This window comes from Mycobacterium sp. (genome assembly GCF_049647605.1).
Taxonomy (GTDB): domain Bacteria; phylum Actinomycetota; class Actinomycetes; order Mycobacteriales; family Mycobacteriaceae; genus Mycobacterium.
Genome location: NZ_JBARXZ010000015.1, coordinates 1 through 26,885, shown reverse-complemented (window position 1 = coordinate 26,885; position 26,885 = coordinate 1). Strand labels below are relative to the sequence as shown.

26 protein-coding genes are annotated in these 26,885 nt (G+C 64.1%); 16 read left to right on the top strand and 10 right to left on the bottom strand.

All coding sequences use genetic code 11. The features are described from left to right. Together WBB07_RS01860 and WBB07_RS01855 are read left to right on the top strand one after the other, a co-directional pair. On the top strand, window positions 1-1,373 hold a 1,373-nt coding region (locus WBB07_RS01860; RefSeq protein WP_526304193.1), incomplete at its 5' end, for a four-carbon acid sugar kinase family protein. Next, complete coding sequence (locus WBB07_RS01855) at window positions 1,370-2,281, top strand: NAD(P)-dependent oxidoreductase (RefSeq protein ID WP_526304191.1); 912 nt, start codon at window positions 1,370-1,372, stop codon at window positions 2,279-2,281. The genes WBB07_RS01860 and WBB07_RS01855, both read left to right, overlap by 4 nt. 36 nt (window positions 2,282-2,317) lie before the next feature. Here the strand turns inward: WBB07_RS01855 and WBB07_RS01850 are convergent, their stop codons facing one another. After that, window positions 2,318-3,304, bottom strand: a complete 987-nt coding sequence (locus WBB07_RS01850) for a quinone oxidoreductase family protein (protein ID WP_526304189.1) — start codon at window positions 3,302-3,304, stop codon at window positions 2,318-2,320. Window positions 3,305-3,577: 273 nt separating this feature from the next. On the opposite strand from WBB07_RS01850, the gene WBB07_RS01845 reads away from it, so the two are divergent. From WBB07_RS01845 to WBB07_RS01820, 6 genes are all read left to right on the top strand, one after another. Beyond that, window positions 3,578-4,366 (top strand): hypothetical protein, encoded by a 789-nt coding sequence (locus tag WBB07_RS01845; protein WP_526304187.1) that lies wholly within the window; start codon window positions 3,578-3,580, stop codon window positions 4,364-4,366. 524 nt (window positions 4,367-4,890) lie between these two features. Further along, a complete protein-coding gene (locus WBB07_RS01840) occupies window positions 4,891-5,163 on the top strand; it encodes a hypothetical protein (protein ID WP_526304185.1) in 273 nt (90 codons plus the stop codon). A gap of 103 nt (window positions 5,164-5,266) precedes the next feature. After that, window positions 5,267-6,829 carry a S53 family peptidase gene (locus WBB07_RS01835; RefSeq protein ID WP_526304199.1) on the top strand — a complete coding sequence of 521 codons (1,563 nt, stop codon included), beginning with the start codon at window positions 5,267-5,269 and terminating at the stop codon, window positions 6,827-6,829. Then, window positions 6,829-8,748: a zinc ribbon domain-containing protein gene (locus WBB07_RS01830; protein WP_526304183.1), complete on the top strand. Its 1,920-nt coding sequence runs from the start codon at window positions 6,829-6,831 to the stop codon at window positions 8,746-8,748. The genes WBB07_RS01835 and WBB07_RS01830 overlap by 1 nt, the downstream gene beginning before the upstream one ends. An 86-nt stretch (window positions 8,749-8,834) precedes the next feature. After that, window positions 8,835-9,311 (top strand): MarR family winged helix-turn-helix transcriptional regulator, encoded by a 477-nt coding sequence (locus WBB07_RS01825; RefSeq protein ID WP_526304181.1) that lies wholly within the window; start codon window positions 8,835-8,837, stop codon window positions 9,309-9,311. Between the two features lie 329 nt (window positions 9,312-9,640). Then, a complete protein-coding gene (locus WBB07_RS01820) occupies window positions 9,641-10,318 on the top strand; it encodes a flavodoxin family protein (RefSeq protein WP_526304197.1) in 678 nt (225 codons plus the stop codon). Between the two features lie 36 nt (window positions 10,319-10,354). Here WBB07_RS01820 and WBB07_RS01815 read toward each other — a convergent pair whose 3' ends face one another. Beyond that, window positions 10,355-10,774, bottom strand: coding sequence for a MarR family winged helix-turn-helix transcriptional regulator (locus WBB07_RS01815; RefSeq protein ID WP_526304179.1), 420 nt, complete (start codon window positions 10,772-10,774; stop codon window positions 10,355-10,357). Window positions 10,775-10,855: 81 nt separating this feature from the next. On the opposite strand from WBB07_RS01815, the gene WBB07_RS01810 reads away from it, so the two are divergent. Beyond that, window positions 10,856-11,668: an SDR family NAD(P)-dependent oxidoreductase gene (locus WBB07_RS01810; protein WP_526304177.1), complete on the top strand. Its 813-nt coding sequence runs from the start codon at window positions 10,856-10,858 to the stop codon at window positions 11,666-11,668. Window positions 11,669-11,936: 268 nt separating this feature from the next. Next, a complete protein-coding gene (locus WBB07_RS01805; protein ID WP_526304175.1) occupies window positions 11,937-12,305 on the top strand; it encodes an STAS/SEC14 domain-containing protein in 369 nt (122 codons plus the stop codon). A gap of 66 nt (window positions 12,306-12,371) precedes the next feature. Here WBB07_RS01805 and WBB07_RS01800 read toward each other — a convergent pair whose 3' ends face one another. The 6 genes from WBB07_RS01800 to WBB07_RS01775 all read right to left on the bottom strand — a co-directional run bounded on the left by WBB07_RS01800 (window position 12,372) and on the right by WBB07_RS01775 (window position 18,571). After that, window positions 12,372-13,250, bottom strand: a complete 879-nt coding sequence (locus tag WBB07_RS01800) for a universal stress protein (protein WP_526304173.1) — start codon at window positions 13,248-13,250, stop codon at window positions 12,372-12,374. 131 nt (window positions 13,251-13,381) lie between these two features. Further along, window positions 13,382-13,930 carry an Rv1733c family protein gene (locus tag WBB07_RS01795; protein ID WP_526304195.1) on the bottom strand — a complete coding sequence of 183 codons (549 nt, stop codon included), beginning with the start codon at window positions 13,928-13,930 and terminating at the stop codon, window positions 13,382-13,384. 133 nt (window positions 13,931-14,063) lie between these two features. Further along, window positions 14,064-15,041: an Acg family FMN-binding oxidoreductase gene (locus WBB07_RS01790; protein ID WP_526304171.1), complete on the bottom strand. Its 978-nt coding sequence runs from the start codon at window positions 15,039-15,041 to the stop codon at window positions 14,064-14,066. 163 nt (window positions 15,042-15,204) lie between these two features. Continuing rightward, a complete protein-coding gene (locus WBB07_RS01785) occupies window positions 15,205-16,932 on the bottom strand; it encodes a GAF domain-containing sensor histidine kinase (protein WP_526304169.1) in 1,728 nt (575 codons plus the stop codon). A gap of 54 nt (window positions 16,933-16,986) precedes the next feature. Then, window positions 16,987-17,637, bottom strand: a complete 651-nt coding sequence (gene dosR / locus WBB07_RS01780; RefSeq protein ID WP_526304167.1) for a hypoxia response regulator transcription factor DosR/DevR — start codon at window positions 17,635-17,637, stop codon at window positions 16,987-16,989. A 73-nt stretch (window positions 17,638-17,710) separates the two neighbouring features. Continuing rightward, window positions 17,711-18,571 (bottom strand): universal stress protein, encoded by an 861-nt coding sequence (locus tag WBB07_RS01775; RefSeq protein WP_526304165.1) that lies wholly within the window; start codon window positions 18,569-18,571, stop codon window positions 17,711-17,713. A gap of 228 nt (window positions 18,572-18,799) precedes the next feature. Here WBB07_RS01775 and WBB07_RS01770 point away from each other — a divergent pair, with 228 nt between their 5' ends. The 6 genes from WBB07_RS01770 to WBB07_RS01745 all read left to right on the top strand — a co-directional run bounded on the left by WBB07_RS01770 (window position 18,800) and on the right by WBB07_RS01745 (window position 25,523). After that, on the top strand, window positions 18,800-20,272 hold the full coding sequence (locus tag WBB07_RS01770) for a bifunctional aminoglycoside phosphotransferase/ATP-binding protein (protein ID WP_526304163.1): 1,473 nt from the start codon (window positions 18,800-18,802) through the stop codon (window positions 20,270-20,272). 29 nt (window positions 20,273-20,301) lie between these two features. Beyond that, window positions 20,302-21,378 (top strand): zinc-dependent alcohol dehydrogenase family protein, encoded by a 1,077-nt coding sequence (locus tag WBB07_RS01765; RefSeq protein WP_526304161.1) that lies wholly within the window; start codon window positions 20,302-20,304, stop codon window positions 21,376-21,378. Between the two features lie 102 nt (window positions 21,379-21,480). Beyond that, window positions 21,481-21,903 carry a pyridoxamine 5'-phosphate oxidase family protein gene (locus WBB07_RS01760; RefSeq protein ID WP_526304159.1) on the top strand — a complete coding sequence of 141 codons (423 nt, stop codon included), beginning with the start codon at window positions 21,481-21,483 and terminating at the stop codon, window positions 21,901-21,903. A 260-nt stretch (window positions 21,904-22,163) separates the two neighbouring features. Continuing rightward, the gene (locus WBB07_RS01755) at window positions 22,164-23,384 is read left to right on the top strand and encodes an alpha/beta hydrolase (RefSeq protein WP_526304157.1); all 1,221 of its coding nucleotides are present in this window, start codon (window positions 22,164-22,166) and stop codon (window positions 23,382-23,384) included. Window positions 23,385-23,462: 78 nt separating this feature from the next. Beyond that, complete coding sequence (locus tag WBB07_RS01750; protein ID WP_526304155.1) at window positions 23,463-24,008, top strand: hypothetical protein; 546 nt, start codon at window positions 23,463-23,465, stop codon at window positions 24,006-24,008. A 42-nt stretch (window positions 24,009-24,050) separates the two neighbouring features. Beyond that, window positions 24,051-25,523, top strand: a complete 1,473-nt coding sequence (locus WBB07_RS01745; protein WP_526304153.1) for a phosphatidylglycerol lysyltransferase domain-containing protein — start codon at window positions 24,051-24,053, stop codon at window positions 25,521-25,523. 249 nt (window positions 25,524-25,772) lie between these two features. On the opposite strand, the gene WBB07_RS01740 is transcribed toward WBB07_RS01745, so the two are convergent. Both WBB07_RS01740 and WBB07_RS01735 read right to left on the bottom strand, forming a co-directional pair. Then, window positions 25,773-26,021 carry a DUF3297 family protein gene (locus tag WBB07_RS01740; protein ID WP_526304151.1) on the bottom strand — a complete coding sequence of 83 codons (249 nt, stop codon included), beginning with the start codon at window positions 26,019-26,021 and terminating at the stop codon, window positions 25,773-25,775. A 52-nt stretch (window positions 26,022-26,073) separates the two neighbouring features. After that, window positions 26,074-26,334 carry a hypothetical protein gene (locus WBB07_RS01735; protein ID WP_526304149.1) on the bottom strand — a complete coding sequence of 87 codons (261 nt, stop codon included), beginning with the start codon at window positions 26,332-26,334 and terminating at the stop codon, window positions 26,074-26,076. Window positions 26,335-26,885: the final 551 nt, after the last annotated feature.

Below are 26,885 nucleotides of genomic sequence, written 5' to 3'. Positions count from 1 at the left end.
CCGCAATGGGGTTCACCACCACCGTCCTTCGGCACGGAGAACCATCCATCATGTTGATCGTCATTGATGACGACCCCACCGGCACACAGTCGGTCAGCGATCTACCGGTCCTCACTCGCTGGACGCGAGATGACCTCGAATGGGCCGCTGCCGACTCCCCCGCCGTCTACCTTCAAACCAACAGCCGAAGCCTCAGCGAGCAAGACGCAGCCGCCATCACCCACGACGCCGCGGCTGCGGCATTGGCGTTGTTCGGCGACACCACCACGTTGATCAGCCGCAGCGACTCGACGCTACGGGGCCACTTCCTGGCCGAAACCGACGCCCTGATCGCCGCCAGTAATGCAGCGGGCACGTCAGTGGATGCGATCGTGCTTGCCCCCGCCTTTCCCCAAGCCGGACGGGTCACCGTCGACGGCGTGCACTACCTGGAGAACAATGGCCACCGCACGCCGGTCGCACAGTCGGAATTCGCCGCCGACCTCACCTTCGGCTACCAGAACTCCGATCTCCGCGACTGGGTGGTGGAGAAGTCCGCCGGTAGGTACACCGCCGCGAACATCGCAGTGCTGGAACGTAACTCCACCAGCGTCGCTGCCGTCGAGGAGCTGCTGACGCAGAACCCGGCAGTGCAGGTCATCATCGTGGATGCCGAATCCGACGCCCACCTCTTCGAGGCCGCTTCCGCCCTGCTCGCAGCAGAGCAGAACGGGCGAAAGTTCGTCTACCGGGTCGGGCCGCCGTTTGTGCGCGCGATGCTCGGACGCCCCTCACCGGCGCCCGTCGATGCCAGCGATTTCGGTGACGACGCCGACGACGCCGGTCTCGGCGGTCTGATCGTCGTCGGCTCCCATGTCGACGTCACGGCGCGCCAGTTGTCGACGCTGTGTGAGCGGCACCCGGACCTCCCGGTCATCGAGCTCGATGTGGATTCGCTGTCCGCGGGGTCGAGCAACGCCGTCGACGTGACGGCAACCGCCCTCCAGCAAGCACTCGAATCCGGAGACGCCATCCTGCAGACCACCCGCGCCCTCCGCAGGGCCGACTCGCCCGAGGAAAGCCTCGAGCTTGCGAGACGGGTGTCAATGGCGGTGTCCGGCACCGTCAAACAAGCACTGAACGGTGTGCGCCCACGATTTGTCATCGCCAAAGGTGGCATCACCTCCAGCGATGTGGCTACACACGGCCTCGACGTCACTCGGGCAACCATTGTCGGCCCGGTGCTTCCGGGCATCGTCGCGTTGTGGCGGATCGAATCCGGTCCCCTGGCGGGTACGCGATACGTGGTGTTCCCGGGCAACGTCGGCGATTCGAACGCCCTCGATGAGGTCTACCAACGCCTTTCGGCCTCGACCACAGGAGCAGCAAAGTGAGTGACAGTGTGACGTCGGCCCCCACCCCGGTCGCGGTGATCGGTCTCGGGGCGATGGGACTGCCGATTGCCCAGCGACTCGGCGAACGATGGTCGGTGCACGCCTACGACATGGTCGCCGAGCGCCGTGAGCTGGCCGCCGGTGACAGCATTCACGCCTTCGAAAGCGCCGCCGCCGCAGTCGCCGCGACCCGCACCGCCGTCCTCGTGGTCCGCGACGGAAGTCAGTTGGAGCAGGCGTTGTTCGGGGACAACGGTGTCGCTGCCGCACTGCAGCCAGGCTCGAATGTGGTGCTGATGAGCACGATCGGAGTCGAGGCTGTCAGGGCCGTCGCCGAGCGTTTGCGATCCCAAGAGCTGGCACTGATCGACGCGCCGGTCAGCGGCGGACCCGGGCGCGCACGCGATGGCGATCTGCTTGTCACGGTGGGCGGCGAGCCCGCGGCGCGGCTGCAGGTGGAGCCGTATCTCGACCAGCTGGCCTCGACACTTCGGATCATCGGTGACCGTCCCGGCGACGGGCAGGCGTTCAAAACGGTGAATCAGTTGCTCTGCGGCATACACATCGCGGCGGCCGCGGAAGCCATCGCGCTCGCGCGGGCCCTCGGGCTGGATGACCGTGCAACCTGGGAGACACTCGACGCCGGAGCCGCCTCGTCATTCATGCTCCGAGACCGCGGCGCGAGGATGCTCGCCGACTACGAATCCGAGGCCGTGCACAGCCGGATCGACATCTTTGCCAAGGACATGGGCATCGTCGGTCGCACCTCGCGGGCGGCCGGCCTGCCCACTCCGCTGGCTTCGGCAGCAGAGCAGGTCTACCTGCTCGGCGTCCGCAATGGAATGGCAGCGCTGGACGACTCGACCGTCGTCGACCTGATCGCGGCGGACAGGGGCGCGACCGCCTGACCGCTGCCGCGGTGCCGACGGGACAGCTCGGTGTGGTCATCTGACGGTTTGCGGGGCCGCCTTTCCGGCTGGCGTGAAAACGACCCGGGTCCGGGAATCTGTGCGATCCCAGACCTGGCCGACGTCTGAGAGCGCAACGGTTGTGGTCGCAATGCTGAGCCCACCGGAGGCGGCCTCAGCGAGGACGGCTGCCGTAGCTGCTACGAAGTCGGGCCATGAAACGCTGCCGATGCCGCTGCCCATGACGGTGACCGGGGCCGCACGCAGCAATCCCGACGAGATTGCCGTCACGGCCGAGCCCACTCCGCCAACCACGCAATACCGGACGGGCCGCATGGAGTTGGCGGCGTTGGCGATGGCCGAGAGAACCACGTCGGAGGGCGCGCCATAGATGTAGTCGAGCACGACGTCGACGCCGCAGGCCGCGAACTCCTGGGTCAATGCCGCGGTGGCGGCGTCCGCGTCGTTGAGTTCGATGGTGACGTCCGCGCCGAGACCCTCGAGCCGACGCAGTGAGTCGGCGCTGCGTCCGGTCGCGACCACACGTTGTGCCCCCAACCTCCGAGCGAGGACGACGGCCAGCGATCCCGCCGCACCGGTTGCCCCGTGGATGAGCACTGTCTCGCCTGGGGTGAGGTTGACGCTGCTCCGCAATGCCGCCACCGAGGACAGGCCTGGGTTGGCGATTGCGGCTGCGGTGATGTCGTCGACGCCGTCCGGAAGCGGGATGCAGTCGTCGTGAGCGACAAGTACCTGTTCGGCATACGCTCCGAACGGGGCTTGGCCGCGGGCGAAGTACAGTCGCTGCCCGCCAGCTGACGTGCCTACCCCGTCCAGGCCGGCGATGAACGGATATGCGCCTTCTTTGGCGTAGTGAACACCGGATGCCATGGCCTTTGCGACGGGAGTGAGGGCGGCAGCAGTGACCGACAGAACACAGTGTTGGTCCGACCCCGGCTCGGGATCGACGAAGCTCTGGTAGCTGGGCGTCTGGCCGGGACCCATGATCACGGCTGCTTTCACAGCGCCTCTTTTCTTTGTGACGATACAAACGCGACCGGTGGTGGGCAGTCTGGGATAGATCGCCGACCCGTTCAGACTCGCGGCCCACGCTCGCGTTGGGTATCCGTCAGATGACCATGCCGGCATTGCGGATCCCGATCCTCGGCTCCGCAGCCGTCAGCATGTACCAGGGACTCCTCCAGATGAATGAAACAGTCATCTGACGGATACCCGGCGACGCGGGTTTGGTCGAGAGTCACTGCAGACAAGCGGATCCAGCTCGAGGAGACACGTATGGCCGACCTGGTTGACTTCACGATCGACGCTCACGGCGGGCTGGAACGCTTCAATGAGTTTGCGTTCCTCACCGCCCGACTGCGGCAAGGGGGTGCGCTGTGGGGGCTCAAAGGCCAGCCGACGGTTCTCGAAGAGGCCAATGTCCGTGTCGACCTCAGGCGAGAATGGGTGTCGCACTGGCCATTCGCCCCCACCGACCACCGGTCCGAATTCACCCCGAAGCGGGTCATCATCGAGACGCCGGCAGGCGAGGTCGTCGAGCAGCTCGACCAACCCCGCGACTCGTTTGCCGGATTCACCATGGAGACCCCGTGGACTGACGCGCAGGTGGCCTACTTCGCGGGATACACCATGTGGACCTACCTCACGTCACCGTTCATCCTGGCGAGGCCCGGGGTTCTCGCCGAGGAGATCGACCCCTGGATGGAGAACGGACAGACCTGGCGTCGGTTACGAGTGACCTTCCCCGAGGACATCGCCACCCACAGCACAGTGCAGACGTTCTACATCGATGACGCCGGACTGCTACGCCGCCATGACTACGACGTCGATATCCAAGGAAGCAACCCTGCGGCCCGCTACCTCCTCGAACCCGTCGAGGTGTCGGGAATCGTCCTCCCCTCCAAACTTCGCATCTTCCCGCGCAACGCTGACAACACCGCAGCCGCCGACCCCTTGATCGTGTCGGTGGACCTCACCGACTATCACTTCGAACAGTCAACCGTCGCAGACGATCGACAAGGCGGGGTCATCCGGCCCGAATCGGTCATCACACAACAAAACTGATCACTGGTGCAGCTGACAGGTCGGGCGGGCGGGGAGTGTCGACGACCCAGGGCAATGCGGCCAAATATTAGTAACTACCATTGACTATCAGTGGCCTATACCTTTAGCATCTGTTGGTGCCGATGACACACAGTCATGACGCTCGGTGCGCAGAGACCGCGAAGCGCACGCTCCCAGCAGCGCACCTTTCGACATGCGGAGTCCTCGAGATGACGAGTGACTCCGAGCGACCTGACAGGCACGGGCGATCGCGAGATTCGCCGAACCCGATGACGCCACAAGCCCTATGCTATTTCCCACCAGCGAAGATGCTGGTTCATCTCCATCGAAGCCGTCGCCGCGGACGGGCGGCCAACACAGTCTTTGGTTGATCACCCGATGCGCCCACCCCATGCGCACCACCAGGAGGACGCTGATCGACAGATGAGCTGAACATCGAAACGGGTGCGCCCAGCAGGACATGACTCCAGTCATGAATTCAATACCGACAATTCACCAGAATGAATACAAATAGGGGACTCAATATGGCATCGAAACGTCTGATTCGTCGTATCGGGGCAGCGGTTGGCGGCGGCGCCATCATTGCGATGATCGGCGTCACCGCGGCCTGCAGCACCAGCAGCGACCAGCCTGAAGAGCCGACCACCACAACCACGACAACCACCACCACAACCACGACGCCGGAGCTCAATCCGACCGAGAAGGCCCCTAACCCCAACAATCCCGACATCTTCACTCCCCCGGTCAAGGCGCCTCAGCCGACCCTGGACCGCGATCGTGACCGTTACGGTCACTAGACGACATATTGAGGGACGCGTCGGCTTCCCGACGTTGTTGAGTCACCTACATGTCTGAACCGTGAAGACCGCACCGCTTCTGTTTCTGGCGACGCTGATCATCATTGCTGCGTCGCTCCTCGATGTCGGGCTGCCGGAGAGGCATTCGGGTGCCGACGACCGGATCATCGACGGCCCGTACGCATCGCTTCTGGAGGCGTCGACTGATCTCGGGCCTGCGCGCGAAGAGAGTATCGAGTTCACCGCCAGTCTCACCGGCCGGTCGCAACCGACAACTCTCATCGACTGGGCCCGAGATCAGTCGTTGTCGGTCCAATGGCGCCCCGGCGACGACTGGGTGGTCGTCGAGGGGTCGCCCGATGCCGTCGAGCAGGCGTTCGACGTCACCGTTCGGGACTACCGCGGACGCAAGGGCCAGGTGTTCTATGCCTCACCACACCAGCCCGCGGTGCCTGAACTCCTGCGCAACGAAGTGTCCGAGATGGGTCGGATCCTCAGTTACACACCGCATCACATGTCACTGCCCGACAACGTCCCGCTCAACGCCCTCGACCGGGGACTGACCCCCGACGCACTGCTGAACACCTACAACGCCGGCGAGCTGGCACGAGATGGCTTCACCGGTAAAGGCATCACCATCGTCATCTTCGCCTTCGACGGGTTTCTCCAACACGACCTCGACACGTTCACCACCATGTTCGGGCTGCCGCAGTTCACCCCGGAGGTCATCGGCGGAACTCCCGGTGAGCCGCGGGGTGAGTTGTCGATGGATCTGCAGGTGGCACATGCGATTGCACCCGACGCACACAAAGTCGTGGTGAACGCCCGGCCCACCGTCGAGGGCGGCGGCGGGTACCGCAAGATCGGTGAGATGCTCGAAGACACCGACCGTCAGTTCCCGGGTGCAGTATGGAGTTTCTCCATCGGCTGGGGCTGCGACAAACTCGTCACCGCCGCAGACCTCGCCCCGATCCGGTCGGCGTTACGTACCGCTCAGTCGCACGGAACCACCGCATACAACGCCAGCGGTGACCTCGCCGGCATGGAATGCCGGGGCGGGCAAGACTGGTCGTCACCCCCCAGTGAGCAAGATGTGGGCCTCGATTCGATCGCCTCACTTCCTGAGATGACCAGTGTCGGAGGCACCACCTTGTCCACCGACACGGACGGCAACTGGGTTTCTGAGCAGACCTGGTTCGATGTCCCACTGTCCCAGGGCACCGGTGGTGGCGTATCGGCGCTGTTCGATATGCCACCGTGGCAGCGCACCGCCGCGAATGACATTGCGCCCGAACGTCACGCCGGCCGGCGCATGACGCCTGACATCGCCGCGGTGGCCGACCCGTTCACCGGCGTGCAGTTCGTGCTCAACGATGCCGTCGTGGTGGGCGGCGGCACCTCCCAGTCAGCACCCATTTGGGCGGGCCTGACCGCGGTGATGAACCAGTACCTCCTGGAGCACAACGGAACCCTGATCGGCGAAATCAACCCGTTGCTCTACCGCATCGCCGAGGGCGCACCCCTCCCCTCGTTCCGCGATATCACCCTGGGTGGGAACGCCGTCGACGACGCCGGCCCTGGTTACGACCTGGTCACCGGCCTGGGCACCCCCGACATCGCCAACCTGGTGCACAACCTGCAGATCGCACAGAAGGTGTCTGCCTGATGAGCGCCCCGGGCATGGTGGAATGCGGAGTTTGCCAGATCGATGTCCCCGCAGGCGAATACTGCGGGCTCTGCGGTGTTCCGCTAGCCGAGCACCGTAGCGGCGACGGCCCGCACTGGTTGCGTGCCCGCGCGTTCAGCGCCGCCTCTGGTCAACGCCTGTTCTCGCCGGCGTTGACCAGCTCACTGTTCCCGCATCTGGCGCCGCGGTCGCGCAAGGTGTTCCTGATAGGACTGGCGCTGCTCGCGGTCGCCTTGACCATCGCAACATTCCTGCGGATGCCTGCCGCCCTGATCGCCGTCGCCGCACTCGGCATTCCTCTGCTGTTCGCCTTGTACCTGCGGGAATCCGGCGTGTACCAGGACATCCCACGCAACAGCCTGGTATTGACGACCACGCTGGGAGTGGCGCTCGGGGTCGGGTGGGTACTGCTGACCGGGGCCGCGCTGGCTCGCGCGTACGGTGTCCCCCTGGGCGCAGGCATCGCAGGTGGGCGGATCCTTCGCGACGGGATCGGAGTCCCGGTGGGCAGCATGCTCCTGATGTTGGTCCCGACGCTGGTGGCACGATGGTCGTGGCGCGGCAACCGGGAATCCCTGGACGGCTACGCCATTGGCGCACTGGGCGCCCTGAGCTTCACCGCGGCGGCCACCCTGACACGGCTGGCACCCCAGTTCAGCACCGGAATGGTCAACCGCGCCCGTCCGTTGGACGGCCTGTTCGTCGAGGCCGGCATCCGCGGAATCGCCATGCCGCTGACCGCCGCGGCAGTCGGAGGCCTGGTCGGCACCGCGCTGTGGTTCACCCGACCACCGGCAAAAGCCCAGCAGAATCGCGGATTCGTCCGGGGCACGCTGATCCTGATCGCCGTGGTGGTCATTGCCGTGTACTCCTCGTTGGGTGTTGTCGACGTCGCCCGTTTCCCCCAGTCATGGCAACTGGCAGTGCATCTGACGTTGACCGGATTTGCATTGCTGGCGCTGCGGATCGGCCTGCACCTGGCGCTGTTGCACGAGGCGCAGGACGAGGCCCGCATCGATGAACCGATTCTCTGCATCGAGTGCAACCATGTGGTGCCCGATGCGCCGTTCTGCGCCAGATGCGGCGGTGCCCTGCATGCATCCTCACGACGGTCGCGCCGGAACCGGCGCGAGGATCGCCCGATCCGCCTCGCCGAGGAACCGGCGGCCGGAACCATCGTCGTCGGGCTACTTCCCGGGTATTCGGTTCAGTCCGGCACGTTCGAAGCGGCCCAGCCACCGCAGACGTCGTTCCGCACCGTAGTGCTGGCGCTGGCGATCGCGATCATCTTGCTGGCCGGTGGGCTGGTCGGACTGTCTGGGCTGATCTCCAAGCCCGCACCCTTGTACGTCTGTCCGCCGGATTGCGGTAGCCCACCGCTGAGCCGCGCAGTGGAGATCAACCCCCGGTTCACCTCGGCCGACGGCGCGTTCTCGGTGACCTACCCGGTCGAGGGAGCGGCTTATGAGATCTCCAAGCACGACGACGGGGTCACCGCGGTGCTGCGGGCTGGGGACGGCGGGACCATGCAGTTGTTCAGCCGCCCCGCGAACGGGCGCAGCCCGCAGCAGATCGCCACCGACCTGGTGAACGAGACCTTCCCGGACACCAAGACCGCTTACGAGATTCCGAACACCATGGTCGGCTATCAGCACGGATACGGATTGGCCGCCGACCTCTGGCCCCAGGGTGCGATGAGCAGTTCCACCCGGATGCGCATCATCGTGATGGTCGCCGTCAAGAACGATCTGGCCCTGATCGCGGGCGCGGTCGGCCCGTACCGCGCCTTCGGACCGGACTTCGGTTCCGGCAAGCCCTCAGCGGCAAACTTGCAGTTGGCCCTGGACATGGGGAAGTACGTCAACAGTTTCAGCTGGCGCGGCGACCCACCCCGGTAAACAGCTGAGGGGTACCAGCGCAGGCCGCCGTCGGGGGTAGACCTGAGGAGGACAGTCATGGTGCCCGATAGAGTGCACGTCGTGCTGTGACAGTGGAGGCGCCAGTGACTGATGTGCACAAATTCGAGGTCAACGACCTCAGTGTGCTTTCCGGACGACTTCTGTTCGCGATGCAGGACGAGATGTACACGAGGATCCAGCAGGACGGATACCCCGATCTCGTGCCGCGCCACGACGCCGTGCTGGCCCACCTGCGCCCGGACGGAGTGCGCGCGACCGAATTGGCGCAGATGTGCGGCCAAATCAAGCAGGTCGTGGGACAGATCATCGATGACTTGGAGCGACTCGGATACGTCAGACGCAAGCCAGATCCGGCAGATCGTCGAGCCAAGTTGGTGGTACCCACCGCAAGCGGGCGCAGGCTGATGGCGGCACGGGACGCGGTCGTGAACGACATCACGAACCGACATGCTCGTCAGCTCGGCGAAGACGAGTTTTCTCGGTTTCTGGACAGTTTCCGCACGGTCGTCGATCAACAGCAGGCAGCGGTTGATTGCGACTGACTGTGGCGAGCCCTGAGCGGCCTCAACCCACTTGTCTGCCGCCGCTTTGTGGGCGCCTCAGATCGGCTAACGTCGGTATCGCTGCCTGATACCTGTTCTTGTCCGCACCCGCCGATCGTTTAGTCATTTTGATTTACAGTAATCGTAACTGACTATATTGTTGAGTCGACGGCTCGCCCATCACGGGCGCTTCGGGCATGCCCGAAGCGCCCCCGATCCCCGCTGATCTGATGACCGAATCGCTCTGTCCATCTCGCACGGCTTCACGAAACCAACGCCCCCCAGGAGGAAAAGCCTTGTCCACACCCGATTTCACCGGCCTGAAAGCCATGTACATCAACTGCACCTTGAAGCGGTCCCCCGACGTGAGCAATACACAGGGATTGGTGGATCGCAGTGTCGCGCTGATGCGCAAGAACGGCGTCGAGGTCGACCAAATCCGTGCTGTGGATCATGACATCGCAGTGGGCGTCCGACCGGATATGACCGAACACGGCTGGGAAACCGACGAGTGGCCGGCGCTTCTGCAACGAGTACTCGCGGCGGACATCCTGGTGCTGGCCGGTCCGGTGTGGCTCGGCGACAACAGTTCGGTGATGCGTCAGGTGATCGAACGGCTCTACGGCTATTCCGGAGTCCTCAACGACAAGGGGCAGTATGCGTACTACGGCCGAGTCGGCGGATGCCTGCTCACCGGCAACGAAGATGGTGTCAAACACTGCGCCATGAGCATTCTGTTCAGCCTGCAGCACATCGGGTACACCGTGCCGCCCCAGGCGGACGCAGGCTGGATGGGCGCCGCGGGCCCCGGTCCGTCGTATCTGGACGAAGGTTCCGGCGGTCCGGAGAACGACTTCGTCAACCGCAATACAACGTTTCTCACCTACAACTTGATGCACATGGCCAAACTGCTCAAGAACGCAGGCGGATTCCCCGCGTACGGAAACCAGCGCTCAGAATGGGAAGCGGGCTGCAACTTCGGCTACGACAATCCCGAATATCGCTGAGCATCAACTGGCTTGGCCCAGCTTGATAAAATCTTGTCAGTCCACCGGCAGGGCGCGACTCAGCAGAGCCAACACTTGACGCAACTCGTCCTCACTGAGCATTCCCAGCGGACTCTGCTCCACCGCAGCCCGGACGACGGCGTCCCGGGCCCGCCGACCCTTACCGGTCAGAACGAGGACGCGAGAGCGGCGATCGTCGGGATCTACACGGCGTTCGACGAACCCTCGGTCGACAAGCTGATTGGTGATGAAAGACAGATTCGGCGCGTTGCAGTAGATCCGTTCGGCCATCACCTTCATCGACGGTGGCGGCGAATCCGGATCAATGGCCCAAAGCGCCTGGAACGTGGCCGTTGTCAGACCGTGTTCGGCCAGAGATTCCCCGAGCAGGTGATTGGTGCGCATCCAGACGAGATGGATCGCTGCGACCACTGCTGGGAGTTCGGACGCGACCATGACGCCAGTCTACCGATGCTTCGAGCCTTGAAAGATCGTGTTAGCGTCAATACTTCAAGACTCGAAACAATTGGAGAATCGATGCAAACCGACTACCGCGGCGTCACCGCACTCGTCACAGGTGCCTCCAAAGGCCTGGGCCGGGCGCTCGCACTGGAGCTGGCACGGCGAGGCGCCCGGCTGATCCTGGTTGCCCGCTCCGACGAGCAGCTGCGCGAACTCGCGACTCAGATCCGGCAGCAACACCGCGGTCTGGACACCGAAGTGATTGTCGGCGACCTCATCGCCGCCGATGGCCCGCAGCGGATCCTTCGGGAACTCAACGCCCGCGACCTGACCGTCGACCTGCTGGTCAACAACGCCGGCGCGGGTGATGCGGGCGCATTCCTCCGGCGCCCCCTCGAACCGCAACTGCGCACCATCGAGCTCAACGTCAACGGCCTGCTCACGCTCACCCATGCGATCGGAGCCGAGCTCGTCACCCGCGGCTCCGGCGGCATCATCAACATCGCCTCGGTAGCAGCTTTTCTGCCCATGCCCTTCCAGTCGACCTACGCCGCAAGCAAGGCCTTTGTCCTCTCCTTCAGCGAGTCGCTCGCCGAGGAGTTGCGCGGAACCGGCGTGCACGTCATGGCCTCACATCCTGGTCCGATCGATACCGGCTTCTTCGACGGCACCACCGCCACCATGCAATCCGGCGCCGACACCCCCGAACGGATCGCAACACGCACGCTGGACGACTACGCCAAGCGACGCTCAGCGTCCTACCCAGGCCAACGCCGTTACCGCCTGATCACCTTGCTCGGGCGGATTCTGCCGCGTGTTGTCACCACCCGGATCACCGGAACCCTCAACCGCCGGCTGCGCTTCGACGAAGTGACCGATGTCGCGTAACCGGCACAGAGCCGCCGATGCACAACGCTCACAAATCCTCGCGAAATCGACCGACTCACAAAGGCTTTGAGCAAGCCTCCCCTCTCACCGCACGTCGGATCTGAAATCCGAGGCTGATCGGACCGAGCGGAACCTGCAGGGAACTCACAGGATGCCATTCCGCAGGTGAGCGACCATCACCGTTGTCAGACGTGAGATTCGGTGATTGCAGACCCGCCCAATCCGCACAATGGAGGAAGAGGGCGGTCCCGCAGATGAGGAGAATCCGATGATCGAAGTATTGCCAGACATGCCGCCGGGAGTCACCGGCTTCCGCGTATCAGGTCGCCTTCGCGGCGACGACCTGCGTGAGTTCAGGCCGACCATAGAGGACATGCTGAAAACCGGTGAGATCAGAATCGTGGAGGTGATCGAATCCAACTATGAAGGATTCGGCTCCGGCGGGTTGGTCGAAGACGTCAAGCTGGGTTTTGGCATGCTCTTCCAACATCATTCGGCCTTCAAGCGAATCGCCGTCGTCTCAGACAAGGACTGGGTGGCCCACACCCTTCATGCGCTGGCGTGGATGGTCCCCGGCGAGCTCGCCATGTTCCGCCTCGACGAACTCGACCGGGCCAAGGAGTGGGCCGCCGGCTGAACAGCCCCGCGTCGCTGTGGCCGTGGCCCCCAGAGGCCCTCTGCCGGCGATCGCTGGGGAACTCGGTCAGGACTGCCGAGCAACAATCACAGGGACCCGGGCGGCTTGCACCACTGAACCGCTGACCGAGCCCAACAGCATGCCGGCAAAGCCACCTCGTCCGTGGCTGCCGACCACTACGAGCTGCGCAGCGTCTGACTGCTCGACGATCCAGCGGGCGGGGCTGGTGCGCGCCACGACAGTGCGAACCTCTACGTCCGGATAACGATCCCGCCATCCGGCCAGTTGCTCGGAGAGCACCTCGGCGCCCAAGGTTTCCAGGTCGGCCCAACCGACGTCCAGGATGTCGATGTTGTCGTCACTGCACGCGTGGACCGCGATGAGGCTGACACCGCGCCAAGATGCCTCGTCGAAGGCGATCGCCGTGGCACCTACCGAAGCCGGTGAACCGTCGACGCCCAGGACAACAGGTGCGGTACCCGCCGGCGGTTTCTCGTCGCGAATCACCACCACCGGGCAATGCGCTTGATGCAACAGGCCCCGGCTGACCGAACCCAGAAGGACGCGGGCCAACGCGCCGAGGCCGCGGCAACCCACCACCATCATCTCGGCGTCCTTCGAGAAACCCACCAGAGCAGGCACTGTGCCGTCGACGACCAGCTGCGAATCGACTTCGACCCGCACCCCGGCACCTGCTGTCGTGGTGACCTGTCGCTGTGCTTCCTCGAGCAGTTCGTGGCCGCGCTTCTTCAGCGCCGCCAGATGCGCTTCGGTCACCGACATGTCCGCCCACTCCCCTGTGCCAGCGGCAGAGAGCACGTGGACGAGGGTGATCCGGCGGCCGCGCAAACCAGCATCCCTTGCGGCCCATTCCACCGCGGCACGGGACGCGGCCGAACCGTCCACTCCGACGACGATCCCCAGATCGTGGGATGAATCAGCCATGATGTTGCCCTCCAGACGAATTCGAAGTTGCACAATGTGATTGCTGCACTTCACGCTACGGGCCACGCTCAACTGATGCTGGAGGCTTTGGTCAGTTTCATCGGCGGCCAGCGGACTCTGGCCTGCGGGGGTCACCCGTGATGCGGACGCTTGCCGCCGCCGTCCGCAAACTGCGTGAACTCACGCTGCCACTGCGCATACCGTTGTCGGTTGAGCCAGCTTCGAAGCAAAGCATGCAGGCCCGCCCCAGCAGTTGCCACCCCGCCCCACACCGTGAGCGCCACGATGGCAGCTCTCAGAGCTGGGTCGGAGATGTCAGGCGGCGCCAATGCGCGCTCACCAGTGTCGTCAACCCACACGGTGGTGGTATCGCCGGCTTTTCGCCAGTCCAGTGACTGCACGACACCTTCGCGAGGCGCACCACCCACCGTCCACCGCACCCGCGTCAGCGAGCCTGCCGAACGAGGAATGGCTGTCGCGGCGCTGTCTGCGATCACCAGGGCCGGTACCGGGTGACGACTGGTCAGAACCTGCGCCAGGCGCGCGGACTCGCTCTCGTGAATTTGGGTGCCGATCGCGCCCGCGACCGGCACCATCAGAATGACGACGATGCTGATGAGCACGGTCACCGCCGCCTCCACCCGGTCGCTGCTGCGCACGAGAGGATTTCGCCCGAGCACACGCAGCAACCACGCTCGCCCGATGCTGAGCTCAACAGTTTCCACGATCGCCCCTTCAGCTCACCGGATGCCTGCCACCACCAACGATCACTCGATGATGGCAGTGGCGTGGGGCCAGCAGGAGAGCCCAAAGTCACTGCTCTGCAGAGGCAATGGCCACGTCGCCCGCAGTGGCTGACTGAGGCCGGGCTACACGGGCCTGGTGCGCCCATCCGGCCCGTAACAGCATCTGAGGGATCTGGTTGTTCTCGAACGCAAGCTCCTGCACACCCCTTCGGGTTTCGGCGGCTTCCAGCGGCTCCGGGATCAGACAGCTTGCCAAGCCCCTGGCAGTCGCGGTGAGCAGCACCGCGCTGGTCGCTTCACCGGCCCGCAACCGGGCCACGGCGTCGTCGGCGCCGGTACCCAGAACCATCAGCACACCGTTGCCCATCCCGTTCCTGGGGCCGGTGGGTGTCATCAGTGCGGGTCCGGCAAACAGCCGACCTGGCAGTGCCGCCGCCGGATCCGGCGAGAGAGCGCTGCGGGCGGGATTGCCTTCATCGGAGGCGTGACGGCCACTGCACGCAGTCAACTCTTGCAAATACCCCGGATCGTCGAGGTGTGTCCACACAGCCTGCGCCAGTGCGGCGCTGAAGTCCATCGCGGGTTCCAACCGTCGCAATGTCACGCCCAAACGGGCGGCCCTGGCCCCCATCACCGCAACGTCATCTAGACCCACGGCAGAGTCGGTGAAAGGCCGTCGGTCGGTTCGCCGCCGGTGAATGGCGCCGGCGAGCGCGACGTCGGTGGCCGATGGTGCTGCCCGGTGCAACTCGACGGCGGCCAGATGATCGGGCTCCGCTGGATTCGGGAACCGGTGCACGATCGCGCGCCATCCAAGAGCTGCAAAGGCGGTCACACAGTGGTGCAGTGCGGCACCACAACTGATCATCTTGGCACGACCATCGGGATCGGTAGGCGGCAGTTGGCGTGAGATTTCGGTGTAGAGATGCACGCTGTGGGCTCCCACCCGCCATCGCCACGACTGCGAAGTGCTGACCGAGGGCGCGCGGTTGGCCAACTCCAACGCAGCGTGCACGGTGTCATCATTGAGGCGACTGGCGGTCATGGTCTTCGGTTCCTCGACGTGTGAGGTGGAGATACGGCCCAGCCTGCCTCGCGGCGGCATCTGCCCGCGAGAGGCTCAAGTCCCTGGTTTTCGGGGACCTGGCCACAACAAAGATCCATTGCTGCCCAGTGTGACCCGGCGAGGGCGACGACGTGACCTCCGGTCAGGGCAGTGGTGCCGACCAGCTCACCGCAGTGCCATTCCCGTCGGCAACGCCGATAGAGAACGCACCGCCCGAGTCCTTGGCACGCCGCCGCAGGTTATCGAGCCCGCTCTCGGTGATCGCACCGTCGGGCGGAAAGCCCACGCCGTTGTCGATCACATCGATACGCAGGTCGTCCTCGACCTTCACCGTGATGGTCAACTCGGTGGCCCCCGAGTGGCGCACCGCGTTGCTGACCGCCTCTCGCAGGACGGCCTCTGCATGTTCTGCGAGGGCAGCATCAACAACTGACAACGGCCCCACGTACTGCACCGTGGTGCGCAGCCCGGCGGCGCCGAATTGTGCGATGGTTTCATCGAGCCGCTGCCGCAGCCGGGTGACGCTTTCCGACCCACCGTGCAGGTCAAAGATGGTTGTGCGGATTTCTTGAATCACGTTCTGTAGGTCGTCGACACAATCGGCGAGGCGTCGCTGCGCCTCGGGTGAACGAGTCCGTGGGATGGTGCCCTGCAGCGCCAGGCCCACGGCGAACAGCCGTTGGATGACGTGGTCGTGCAGATCGCGCGCAATGCGATCGCGGTCAGTCAAGACGTCGAGTTCGCGTACTCTGCGCTGTGCATTGGCCAGATCCCACGCCAGCGTCGCCTGGTCGACGAATGCCGCCATCATTGCCAGATGTTCTGCATTGAAAGGGGCTGTGCCGGGTGCTCGCATGAGCACTGCCACGCCGGCGACCGCGTCGGTGGTGCGCATCGGGAGCAGCATCACAGGCCCCGTTGTATCGAAGATTCCCGTCGGGACTTCCGAAGCGTCAGCCAACCGTGGCGTTCGCGCTGAAAAAGCCTCGCCGATAGCATTGCCGGACACCGGAATCGGGCGAACCAACTCGGCGTCGCGGTGAACGTTGCCCGCCGCCTCGACGACAAGGAGTTCTCTGACCTCTTCCGCCGGGGCCTCGTTGTCGGTCGGCACCACAACCAGCGCGACCTCAGCATTGGTCAGCTTGAGCGCTTCTTCTGCCACCAACCGAAAGACCCGTGCGGGTTCAGCGCCACCGAGCAGCTCGGTCGCGATGTCGCGGGTGGCCTCGATCCACGCCTGCCGGGTTCGCGACTGCTCGAAGAGCCTGGCGTTGTCGATCGCGATGCCGGCCGCGGCCGCAAGCGCCTGTGTCAGCACTTCGTCGTCTTCACTGAACGGTTGGCCGGAAGCCTTCTCCGTCAAATACAGATTGCCGAACACCTCATCCCGAATGCGAATGGGCACGCCCAGGAATGTCGTCATCGGCGGATGGTTGGCGGGAAAGCCGACCGAAGCGTCGTGACCGCGGATATTGGTCAGCCGAATCGGCCGGGGATCGTCGATCAACGCGCCCAGAACGCCGCGGCCCTGCGGCAGCGGACCTATTCGCGCACGGGTGTTTTCGTCGATTCCCTCGTAAATGAACTCAACTAGTTCGTGGTGGTGGCCACGCACACCCAGAGCGCCATATCGGGCGTCGATCAACTCGATGGCGGTATGAACGATGGTCCGCAGCGTCGCATCGAGGTCGAGGCCAGACGTCACGGCCAGCATGGCCTCGACCAAGCCGTCGAGCCTGTCTCGGCTTTCGACGATTTCTTCGATACGGTCGCGTACCTCACCGAGGAGCTCGCGCAACCGGAGCTGCGACAACGTCTCCCTCACTGGACGGATCCGGTCGTCGCCGCCGGTCTCCGTACCGGTCATGCAATCCAGTCTTCCACGGTTGCGGCGCGAGAGACAGATCCCGTTGCCCCAACGTTATTGGTAATCCTCGGCGGAGCTGCGGTGGAGTTTGGACACGAACACAGCCGCCTGGGTACGACGTTCCATGCCGAGTTTCGCCAATAGCCGCGACACGTAGTTTTTGACTGTCTTCTCCGCAAGAAACATGCGTGCCGCGATTTGCTTGTTGGTCAGGCCCTCGCCGAGAAGGTCGAGCAAGACCCGTTCCTGGTCGCTGAGGCCGGACAGCGGATCGGTGTGCTCGGCGGCACTGCGCAACTTGGCCATCAGCGCTGCGGCCGCGCGGTTGTCCAGCAGAGAGCGGCCGGCACCGACCTCCTTGATCGCGTGGGCGAGTTCCATGCCCTTGATGTCTTTGACCACATACCCGCTGGCTCCAGCGAGGATCGCGTCCAACATCGCCTCGTCGGAGGTGAACGAGGTCAGCATCAGGCAGCGCAGATCTGGTAGCCGCGAGAGCAGCTCACGGCACAGTTCGATGCCGTTGCCGTCGGGAAGCCGGACGTCCAGCACGGCCACATCAGGTTGAAGAGCCGGAATCCGGCCGATTGCGTCGGCCACTGTGCCGGCTTCGCCCACCACCTCGAGCTCCGGATCGGCGCTCAGCAGGTCGATCAACCCACGCCGCACCACTTCGTGGTCATCGACAAGAAAAACAGTGACCATGGTCGTGCCTTTCGTGGAACTCTGCATCGCGGCGGTCAGTGTTCCGGATACCTGACGACAGTATCGCTCCCGGTCACAAGGCGCTGCGACCCTCACAGATCAGCAGCGAACTCTTGAGGTCGTGCAACGCTTTATGGGCCTCGGCACCTTCAGTGGCTGTGATGCCGGTGCGCCGTCCAGCGACGCAGAGCCGGATCGAGCCGGCATTTCGAGCAAGGTAATCGGTGGGGTTGTCGTCAACGGGCACCTTGGCGATGTCGAGATCCGGATAGCGCCTGCGCCACCATGACAGTTGTTTGTCCAGGTTCGCGCTTGTCCGTTTGACTGCAACCGTCGATTTCTCCGCCTGGGAGCTCTCGGCGTTGCGTGGGTGCCTGCGGGTCAGGACCCGAAGCGCACACCTGCGCAGCCGGGCCTCGCGCACGGACTGCTCCAGCACTTTCGAGTTGTCGGGCCACTCATCCAACTGCGCGACCACCCAGCCGCCGCCGGCGGCCCGCACCGGACCGTGCCGTTGAATGATGGCAACCGGGCAGTGCCCGGACCGCGACACAGCAGCCGCGACCGACCCGTAGTGGCGGTCGGTGGACCGTTCCAGCCCGAGTCCGCCGACACACAGCATCGTCGCCGCGCGGGATGCATTCACCAGCGCGTGGATCGCTCGGTCCTGAACGATCTCGATCTCGATCTTCACCGGCTGCTCCAACGACTCGACAGCGATGTACGCCGTACGCACGGCGATTTCGGCGGTGGCCAAGTCTCGAGCGGCTTTCCCGGCGCTCGGGGGCTGACGGGGCTCGATCGCGTACAGCAACCGCAACGGAATATCGCGGATCACGGCCTCGTCGACTGCCCACAGAGCGGCATCGACCGCGGAGCGTGACCCGTCGATGCCCACGACGATCGACGGAGACGGGGCAGACCGTTCTTTCATGATGAACTCCCTTGCGCTGTCAGCTGCTCCCCAAGTTAGATTCGCCGGGGTCCACCTCATAGAGGCGAAGGTCATAGCCGACGTCAGCACAGGTCACGTCACCAGTCCAGTTCGGCGTGGGAATCCGAGTCGTGTGGACTTTCTGCCCTGCGACCACAGGACCTTTTGACGGCATGAGAGGTCAGATGGCCGCAGAGCGTCGTCCCATATCGAGTGAGGATGACCCTCATGACGACGCCAACCACGGCAACAACCACCGACCCCGCCGTCGCTATCCACGAAACTCACACCGGCATCGTCATTCTGATCGGAGATCGAGCATTCAAGATCAAGAAACCGATCCTCACAGATTTCCTCGATTTCAGGACCGTCGAGTCACGGCAACGTGTCTGCGCCCGGGAAGTGGCCCTCAACAGCCGCCTGGCGCCAGACAGCTATCTCGGTGTCGCTCAGCTTGATTGCCCGGGAAAGGACTCCCCCGAACCTGTTGTCGTGATCCGGCGCTATCCCGACCGGTACCGCTTGCGGTCGATGATCGAGCGTGGCGAGCCGACCGAGCAACATCTCACGAGCCTTGCCGGACTCCTGGCAGACTTCCACTCTCGAGCTGAGCGCTCCCCCGATGTCGACAGATGCGCAACTGTTTCAATGATCGAGCAGCGCTGGCAAGCAAACCTCGCCGAGTTGCAGCACCATTCCAGCGCAGTCGTCACGGCCGCCCAGGTCGAAGAAATCAGCCGGTTGGCAACGCGCTACATCGCGGGGAGATCAGCGCTGTTCACCACACGTATCACCGAAGGGCGCATCGTCGACGGACACGGCGATCTCATGGCCGACGACATCTTCTGCTGCCCGGAGGGCCCGGTTCCTCTGGACTGCTTGGAATTCGACGACCGTCTACGTTATGTCGACGGTATCGACGATGCCGCCTTCCTCGCGATGGATCTCGAGTTCTTGGGCCGACCTGACCTCGCCGACCAATTCCTGGATGCCTACCGAGCCGCCGCCGGTGACCGCACAGCACCCCGATCTCTGGCGCACTTCTACATCGCCTATCGAGCCGTTGTCCGGGCGAAGGTGGACTGCATCAGATTCGGCCAAGGCCAGCCTGGCGCCGACCGCGATGCGAAGCGCCACCTCGACATCGCACTGAACCACCTCCAGGTCGCCACTGTGCGCATGATCCTCGTCGGCGGTGGACCGGGGACAGGCAAGACAACCCTGGCCACCAAGCTGGCCGAATCAATTGACGCGGAGATCATTTCCATGGACTCGGTCCGCAGGGAACTCCAGAGCTGCGGCGCCATCACCGGTTCCGTCGGCACGCTGAATACCGGGTTGTACTCGCACGAGAATGTGGCCCAGGTGTATGAGACTGCGCTCGAACGCGCGGGTCGAGCGTTGCAGAACGGGCGGCCGGTCATCCTCGACGGGACCTGGCGCGATGCATCACAACGCCGGAACGCCCGCGCACTGGCCGGTCGAGCATCGGCAGTGATCGTCGAACTCGTCTGCTGCACTGATCTTTCCCAGGCCGAAGACCGGATCCAGACGCGTGGACCGGGGCCTTCCGACGCCACACCGCAGATTGCCAGAGACATCACCGAACACCCGTGGCATGGCGCCGTCACCATCGACACCGGGCGTCCTCTGGCGGAGTCAATCGCCGAAGCCCTGCAGATCTGTTGTTCAGCCATCTGACCATTCATGATTCGAGAAAGGAACACCTGATGCATGCGCTGGTCTATCACGGTCCAGGACGTAGGTCCTGGGAAGAAGTGCCCGATCCGACGATCGAGCACGCCACCGACGCCATCGTGCGAGTCGACACCGTCACCATCTGCGGCACCGACCTTCATATCCTCAAAGGTGATGTGCCCGAAGTGCAGCCCGGGCGCATCCTCGGTCACGAGGCCGTCGGAACAGTCACCGAGGTCGGTACCGCGGTGCAGAAGCTATCCGTCGGAGACCGGGTGCTGGTGTCGTGCATCAGTGCATGTGGCAGCTGCCGGTACTGCCGCGAGGGACAATACGGGCAGTGTCTCGGAGGTGGCGGTTGGATACTCGGCCACCTGATCGACGGAACCCAAGCGGAATTTGTTCGAGTCCCTTTTGCCGACAACAGCACTCACATGGTGCCGGACGGCGTCAGCGATGAGCAGATGGTCATGCTCGCCGATATCCTGCCGACGTCGTATGAAGTGGGGGTGCTCAAGGGTACGGTGCGACCGGGCGATGTGGTGGTCATTGTCGGCGCCGGACCGATCGGTCTGGCCGCGGTGATGACAGCCCAGCTGTACAGCCCCTCCCACATCGTGGTGATCGACGTCGCTGACGCGCGGCGCGAGTTGGCCCGCAAGCTCGGCGCCGACATCGTGATCGATCCGACTTCTCAGGATGCCCGCACCGTGATCGACGAGCTGACCGACGGGCTCGGCGCAGATGTGACCATGGAAGCCGTCGGCATCCCCGAGACCTTCGAGGAAGCGGTGCGCCTGGTGCGGCCGGGTGGCCACGTCGCGAACCTCGGAGTCCACGGTGCACCCGCCACGCTCCATCTGGAGAACATCTGGATCAAGAACCTCACGATCACGACCGGTCTGGTGGACACCCACTCCACCCCGACACTCATCCGATTGGTGGCCGGACACCAGATCGACACCGCGCAGCTCATCACCCACCATTTCGGATTCGACGAATTCGATCTCGCCTACGACGTTTTCAGCAGACCTTCCGACACCGGCGCGATGAAGGTCCTGCTCACAGCGACACATTCGTCAGAGGCTCGGTCCCAGGAGGCGCCGTGACATCGCCCCTCGCCGGCTGAACGCGGAGCCGGGTCGTTGGTTCGCCGGCTTGGGGACTTTCGGCCACTCTGCTGAGCGCGCAGAGTCGGTACCGTAACGCTCATGTCGAACGAAACCAAGCCGGTCTCCATCTTGCCGGAAAGCGAGTGTTGGAAACTGTTGTCGGATGTCTCGCTGGGCCGGCTCATCACCAGTGTCGACGGCGAACCTGAGGTCTTCCCGGTCAACTTCGTGGTACAGGATCGCACCGTGCTGTTCCGCACCGCAGAAGGCACGAAGCTGGTCAGCACGGCGATCAATCACCACGTCATCTTCGAAGCCGACTGCCACAACAAGACCGAGGGTTGGAGTGTGATCGTCAAGGGTTACGCCCGAATCCTGCACTCCGACGAAGACATAGCCGTCGCCCAGCAGGCCGGATTGGTTCCTTGGACGGCGACGGAGAAGCAACACTTCGTGAGAATCCGCCCGCTGCGAATCACGGGCCGGATGTTCGTGTTCGACCGGACACCGGCGACGACCTAGCCGCATTTCCCGGCCTGCACTTCGGTTTCCGGCGGCTTGGCGGTCCGTCGAATCCAAATGGGATGTCGTCAGCAGACTTACAACACATTTACAGACTCGCGCGACATCCTTGGGGAGTGTTGCGGTACGGATCGTTTCTTTCCCACCTTTCACTCACGAACGGTCCGGTTCCGACGGTCACCGAAGCCCTGGCGGTCATCACTCTGGTCATCGCCGTCGGTTGGCGGAAGCGAGGGCCGGCATGGTTTCTCTGGCCCCTGGTGATTGGCGCAGCGTTGGCCATGACGATGTACGCCTACGTCGCTGCGGAAGGCTGGGGAGGCGACACCGCGCCGCACTGGCTGTGGGTATGGATAGCCCTGTCGGGGGTGGCCGCGGTGGTCCTGGTCGCCGGGTGGCCCGGGGAGATTTGGTGGCGGCGTGGCGCGTCTGCGACGGCGTTACTGCTGTGCCTGCTCAGCTCCGCGCTGATGCTGAATCTGTGGTCCGGCTCCTTCCCCACGGTGCAAAGTGCCTGGCGCCAGCTCACCGCAGGCCCGTTGCCCGATCAGACGACTCCGGTAGCGGTCGCCGCGATACGACAGAGCGGGGTCATGCCACCCAAGGGCAGCGTGGTGGCGGTCAACACCGGCGACACAGCCTCTGGTTTCCCCCACCGGAGCGAGTATGTCTATCTACCGCCGGCCTGGTTCGTCACGCAACATCGCGCCACCGCCGGTGGTGTTGCTGCGCCGCAGCTGCCCACTTTGCTGATGATCGGCGGCGAGTTCAACACGCCCGCCGACTGGCTGCGTGCCGGTGACGCAGTCACCACCATGGATGAATTCGCCGCTGCCCACGGCGGCTATGCGCCGGTGCTGGTGTTCGCCGACGCGGGTGGAACGTTCAACAACGACACCGAATGTGTCAACGGCCCGCGCGGTAATGCTGCCGACCACCTGACCAAAGACGTTGTGCCGTACCTGATCGCCGATTTTGGTGTGAGTCCGAACCCAGCTCATTGGGGCGTGGTGGGGTGGTCGATGGGCGGCACCTGCGCGGTCTACTTGACGGTCATGCATCCGGAGTTGTTCAGCACCTTCGAAGACATTGCCGGCGATGTGTCGCCCAACTCTGGCACCCAGGCACAGACCGTCGCCCGATTGTTCGGCGGTAGCACGGCGGCGTGGGCGTCGTCCGATTCCAGCACCATGATGACTCGACACGGCCGCTACAACGGCATGTCCGGTTGGTTCGATGTGAATGCGACACCGCCAGGAACCTCCGATGGCGAACTGAACGCCGCGAACTCACTGTGCTCGGTCGCCACCGCCAACGGGATCTCGTGCATCGTGCAAACCCAGCCGGGCCAGCATGACTGGCCATTCGCCTCACAAGCCTTCGCCGCCGCACTTCCACGGCTGACAGACAAAATCGGCACACACAGCGCACCTACGGCGGGTGCGGATGAGATCGAGGCGGCCACGTCAAACCGCCGATGAGGGCCTTGGTCCTCGACCTCACGGCCTGGTGGCGATACCGGCGTCACAATTGACTCGATAGGAAGCAGCAAAACCGTGATGACGCAACAAATCTTGTCTGATCTGCAGATCGCCGAACTGTCAGCCGGCGAGCGGCGTGAATTGATCCGCCGGCTTCAACGCCCGATGTCCGAACTCATGCCGCACGGGTTCGTCCCGTGGCTACGCCGAGCGCACCTCGGCTTGATGATCGGTGGTGCGCTGTGCATGATTCCATGGGTCGTCTATCTCGCGTTCACGCTGCCACGCGACTACACCGTGCGGGACTGGCCGCTGACCTGGGTTGGATTCGACAGTCTGCTCATCGCATTCATGGCGGGGACGGCGTTCTTGGCCTGGCTTCATCGTCTGCCGCTGGTGTTCTTCGCATTCACCACCGGGATCCTCTTGCTGTGCGATGCGTGGTTCGACATCACCACTGCGGGCCCGGGTGAGTTGCCCACCGCGGCGGTGTCCGCGGTACTCGGGGGGCTGCTGGCCGCGGTACTGATCGCCGGTGCCGTCAGCCTGGTGCGTTTGAATGCGGGACGCAACTGGCTGCTGGAGCGCGGCGAGTCCCTCTGGCGCCTGCCCGTGCTTCCTTAGCGGCTGCCACTGTCGTGGCACGACCAAGCAGAGGGGTTGGTAATGAAGCACCGCGACGCAAGTGGTGATGAACGTGCTGAACGGGTGGTCCTGAAGGTGCGCTCGCCTACCGCACGCTTCAGCAGTGCGGTGGCGCTGTTCGGCGCGTCTTGCTGGCTGGTGCTGCTGTTGGCGCGCAACCATCACCACCTCGATTGGCATTCCAGCGGGCAGCTTGCGTGGTGGATGGCGATCTTGGCCGCCGTGGCCCTGATTGCGCGCGGCATCCTCCTGGGGCGACCGGTCACGGCGGGACACGCCGCGGCCGCCCTGGCCACTGTCTCGGTCGGGCTTGGCGCACACGTGCTGTCACTCTCCCTGCTCGGCAACCTGCTGATCGCGGCCGCCGGGCTGGTATTGATGTGGCCCACCCGGGCGCCCGCGCAACCCGGCGCACTGCCGCGGGTGTGGACACTGGTCACTCGCACACATGGCGATCCGCTGGCGCCGTTCACAATGCAACGGCGCAAGAGCTACCACTTCAACGCAGACGACACCGCCGTCATCGCCTACCGCACGCTGCTGGGCTTCGCGGTGGTCAGCGGTGATCCCATCGGCGAGGCCACTCGGCTCCATGCGCTGGTTGCCGACTTCGCGGCGATGTGTCGGTCCCGCGGCTGGCGCATCGTGGTCCTCGGCTGCAGCCAGCGCAGGCTCAGGCTGTGGAGCGACCCAGCGGTGATCGGTCAAGACTTGCGGCCCATCCCCATCGGGCGCGACGTAGTGATCAATGTGGCGGGGTTTCACATGGATGGGCGCAAGTTTCGTAATCTGCGACAGGCCGTACAGCGCACCCACAACGCCGGAATCACGACGACCGTGGTAGCCGAAGCCGACCTCGACGAGACACAACGCGGTGAGCTTTCCGAGGTGATAGTGAACTCACCCAGTGGCGCGCGCACCGAGCGCGGCTTCTCGATGATCCTCGACGGGGCGCTGCACGGGGGCCATCCCGGGATCGAACTCATCATCGCCCGCGACCGTGAGGGACGTGTCCAGGGCTTCCACCGCTACACGGTCGCCGGCGCGGGCAGCGACGTCTCGCTGGAGGCACCGTGGCGTCGCCGTAACGCACCCAACGGTATCGACGAGCGGCTCAGCGTCGACATGATTCGATGGGCGCGCGCCGCTGAGGCTCGGCGTCTTTCGCTGGCATTCGCCCCGTTTCCGGAGATCTTTCACGACAAGGATCGTGGACCGGTCCCCCGCCTGCTCTACCTGCTGATCCATCTCGGTGACGCATTCATCAGGCTCGAGTCGCTGTACCGCTATCTACGCAAGTTCAATGCGCTCGGCGCACGCCGCTACGTGTTGGTGTCCATGCGTCAGCTTCTCCCCGCGCTGGGTGCACTGCTGATATTGGAATTCGCCCCAAGACGGCGCCATCTACCCGTAGCTGCTGACGGGTGCCTCAAGACCAGACCGCTGTCATCGACCCTTTTGTCGTGCCAGGCGCCTCGAGGCGTCGTCCAGTAGGTTCGCATTTCCGATGTCCACCGGCGATGCTGCGACCTGCGCAGATCCCGCCCGTATCACGTCGTGTCCACCCGACTCCGTGACACGGTGGTGTCCATTTTCAGGACTCCTATCCGGCCATGACTTTCGTCCGATCGGTTCTTGACCGCGTCGCACGAACTCTTCGCAGGTTTGCGACTCGAGCCGCAGGCTGACTGCCGGAGCCGCTTGACAGCCGCGCCAGAAATTCAGGGGCGTCCGCTGTTCTGCTCAGCGGAAATAAGGTTCAACCGTGCCACTGACCTTGACGACCATAGGATTCCCGCGGCGATCCTTCGCGGTAGCGACTTCAACACGCACCCAACCCTCGGCCACGTTGTATTCGTGAACATTGGTTTTCTCGGCGCCATTGAAGCGAATACCCACATCGCGGCGGAGCACCTCTTCGCTGTAGAAGGGGCTGCGCGGATCAATGGAGAGGTGATTCGGTGGAACGTCGGTGTTCTGATCTTCGGACATGATGGCCTTCGTTGAATGCTGCGTTAGGTGCTCGGATTGATCGTCAAAGAATCTACGCGACCCCGCAGTAGCAAGTTGCGCGTAGGTCTTGGCGGGCCGCCTCGACCAAGCCGCTGCACGTGCTGGAACGCTCGATCGCCGGCGAGCGCGACTCGCGGGTGTGTTCGTCGACCATCGAGGTGATCTTGATGGCCGTGCCGTCGAAGGTGGAGTCGAACTGGAAATCGATCACCCACACCGCCTTCGGTGGCTCGGCGACGACCAGAGGTACCGAGGAGGTGCCGGCCCGCTTGCGTGGGTTATGCACCCGCACCTGCCGACCCTCCTCGTGCCAACACCTCGCCGGGGCCGCCCGCCGATGGTGGCCGGACCTCGACGCGATCGTGTACCGCTCACGCACCACTCCACAGCGGTCAGCCAACTATGCATTCTTCGCCCACCAACAGTTCCGAACCCGGGTGTGGACCCTCGGTGAACGCACCGACATCCTGACCGACCTCGTACTACGCCAAACATTCACCGTCAGTTGGCCATTAGACGGCAACTAGAGAAGCGCGCGGCCCCCGGAACCCACCTTGGATGTCGTCGGACACCGTTCCTGCAATTCAGGCGGGAAACCATCCGAGGGGTCTGCTGCACATAAGGGGAAGCGCACAAGGAACTTTCGGTCTAACCGAGCCTCAATTGAGAGCCGGGAAGCACTCGTTGGCAGACGCCACCAAGCATGCCAGCGTTCGTGTCAGTTCCGGTCGAAAAGTGAGCAGGTGGTTCCGGGGTGGGTTCTAGTCAACGTCGCAACACTGACGGATCGTTAGAGGCTAACAGGGCGGCGAATAAGTCGGCCGGACAACGGTCTTGGAGGAC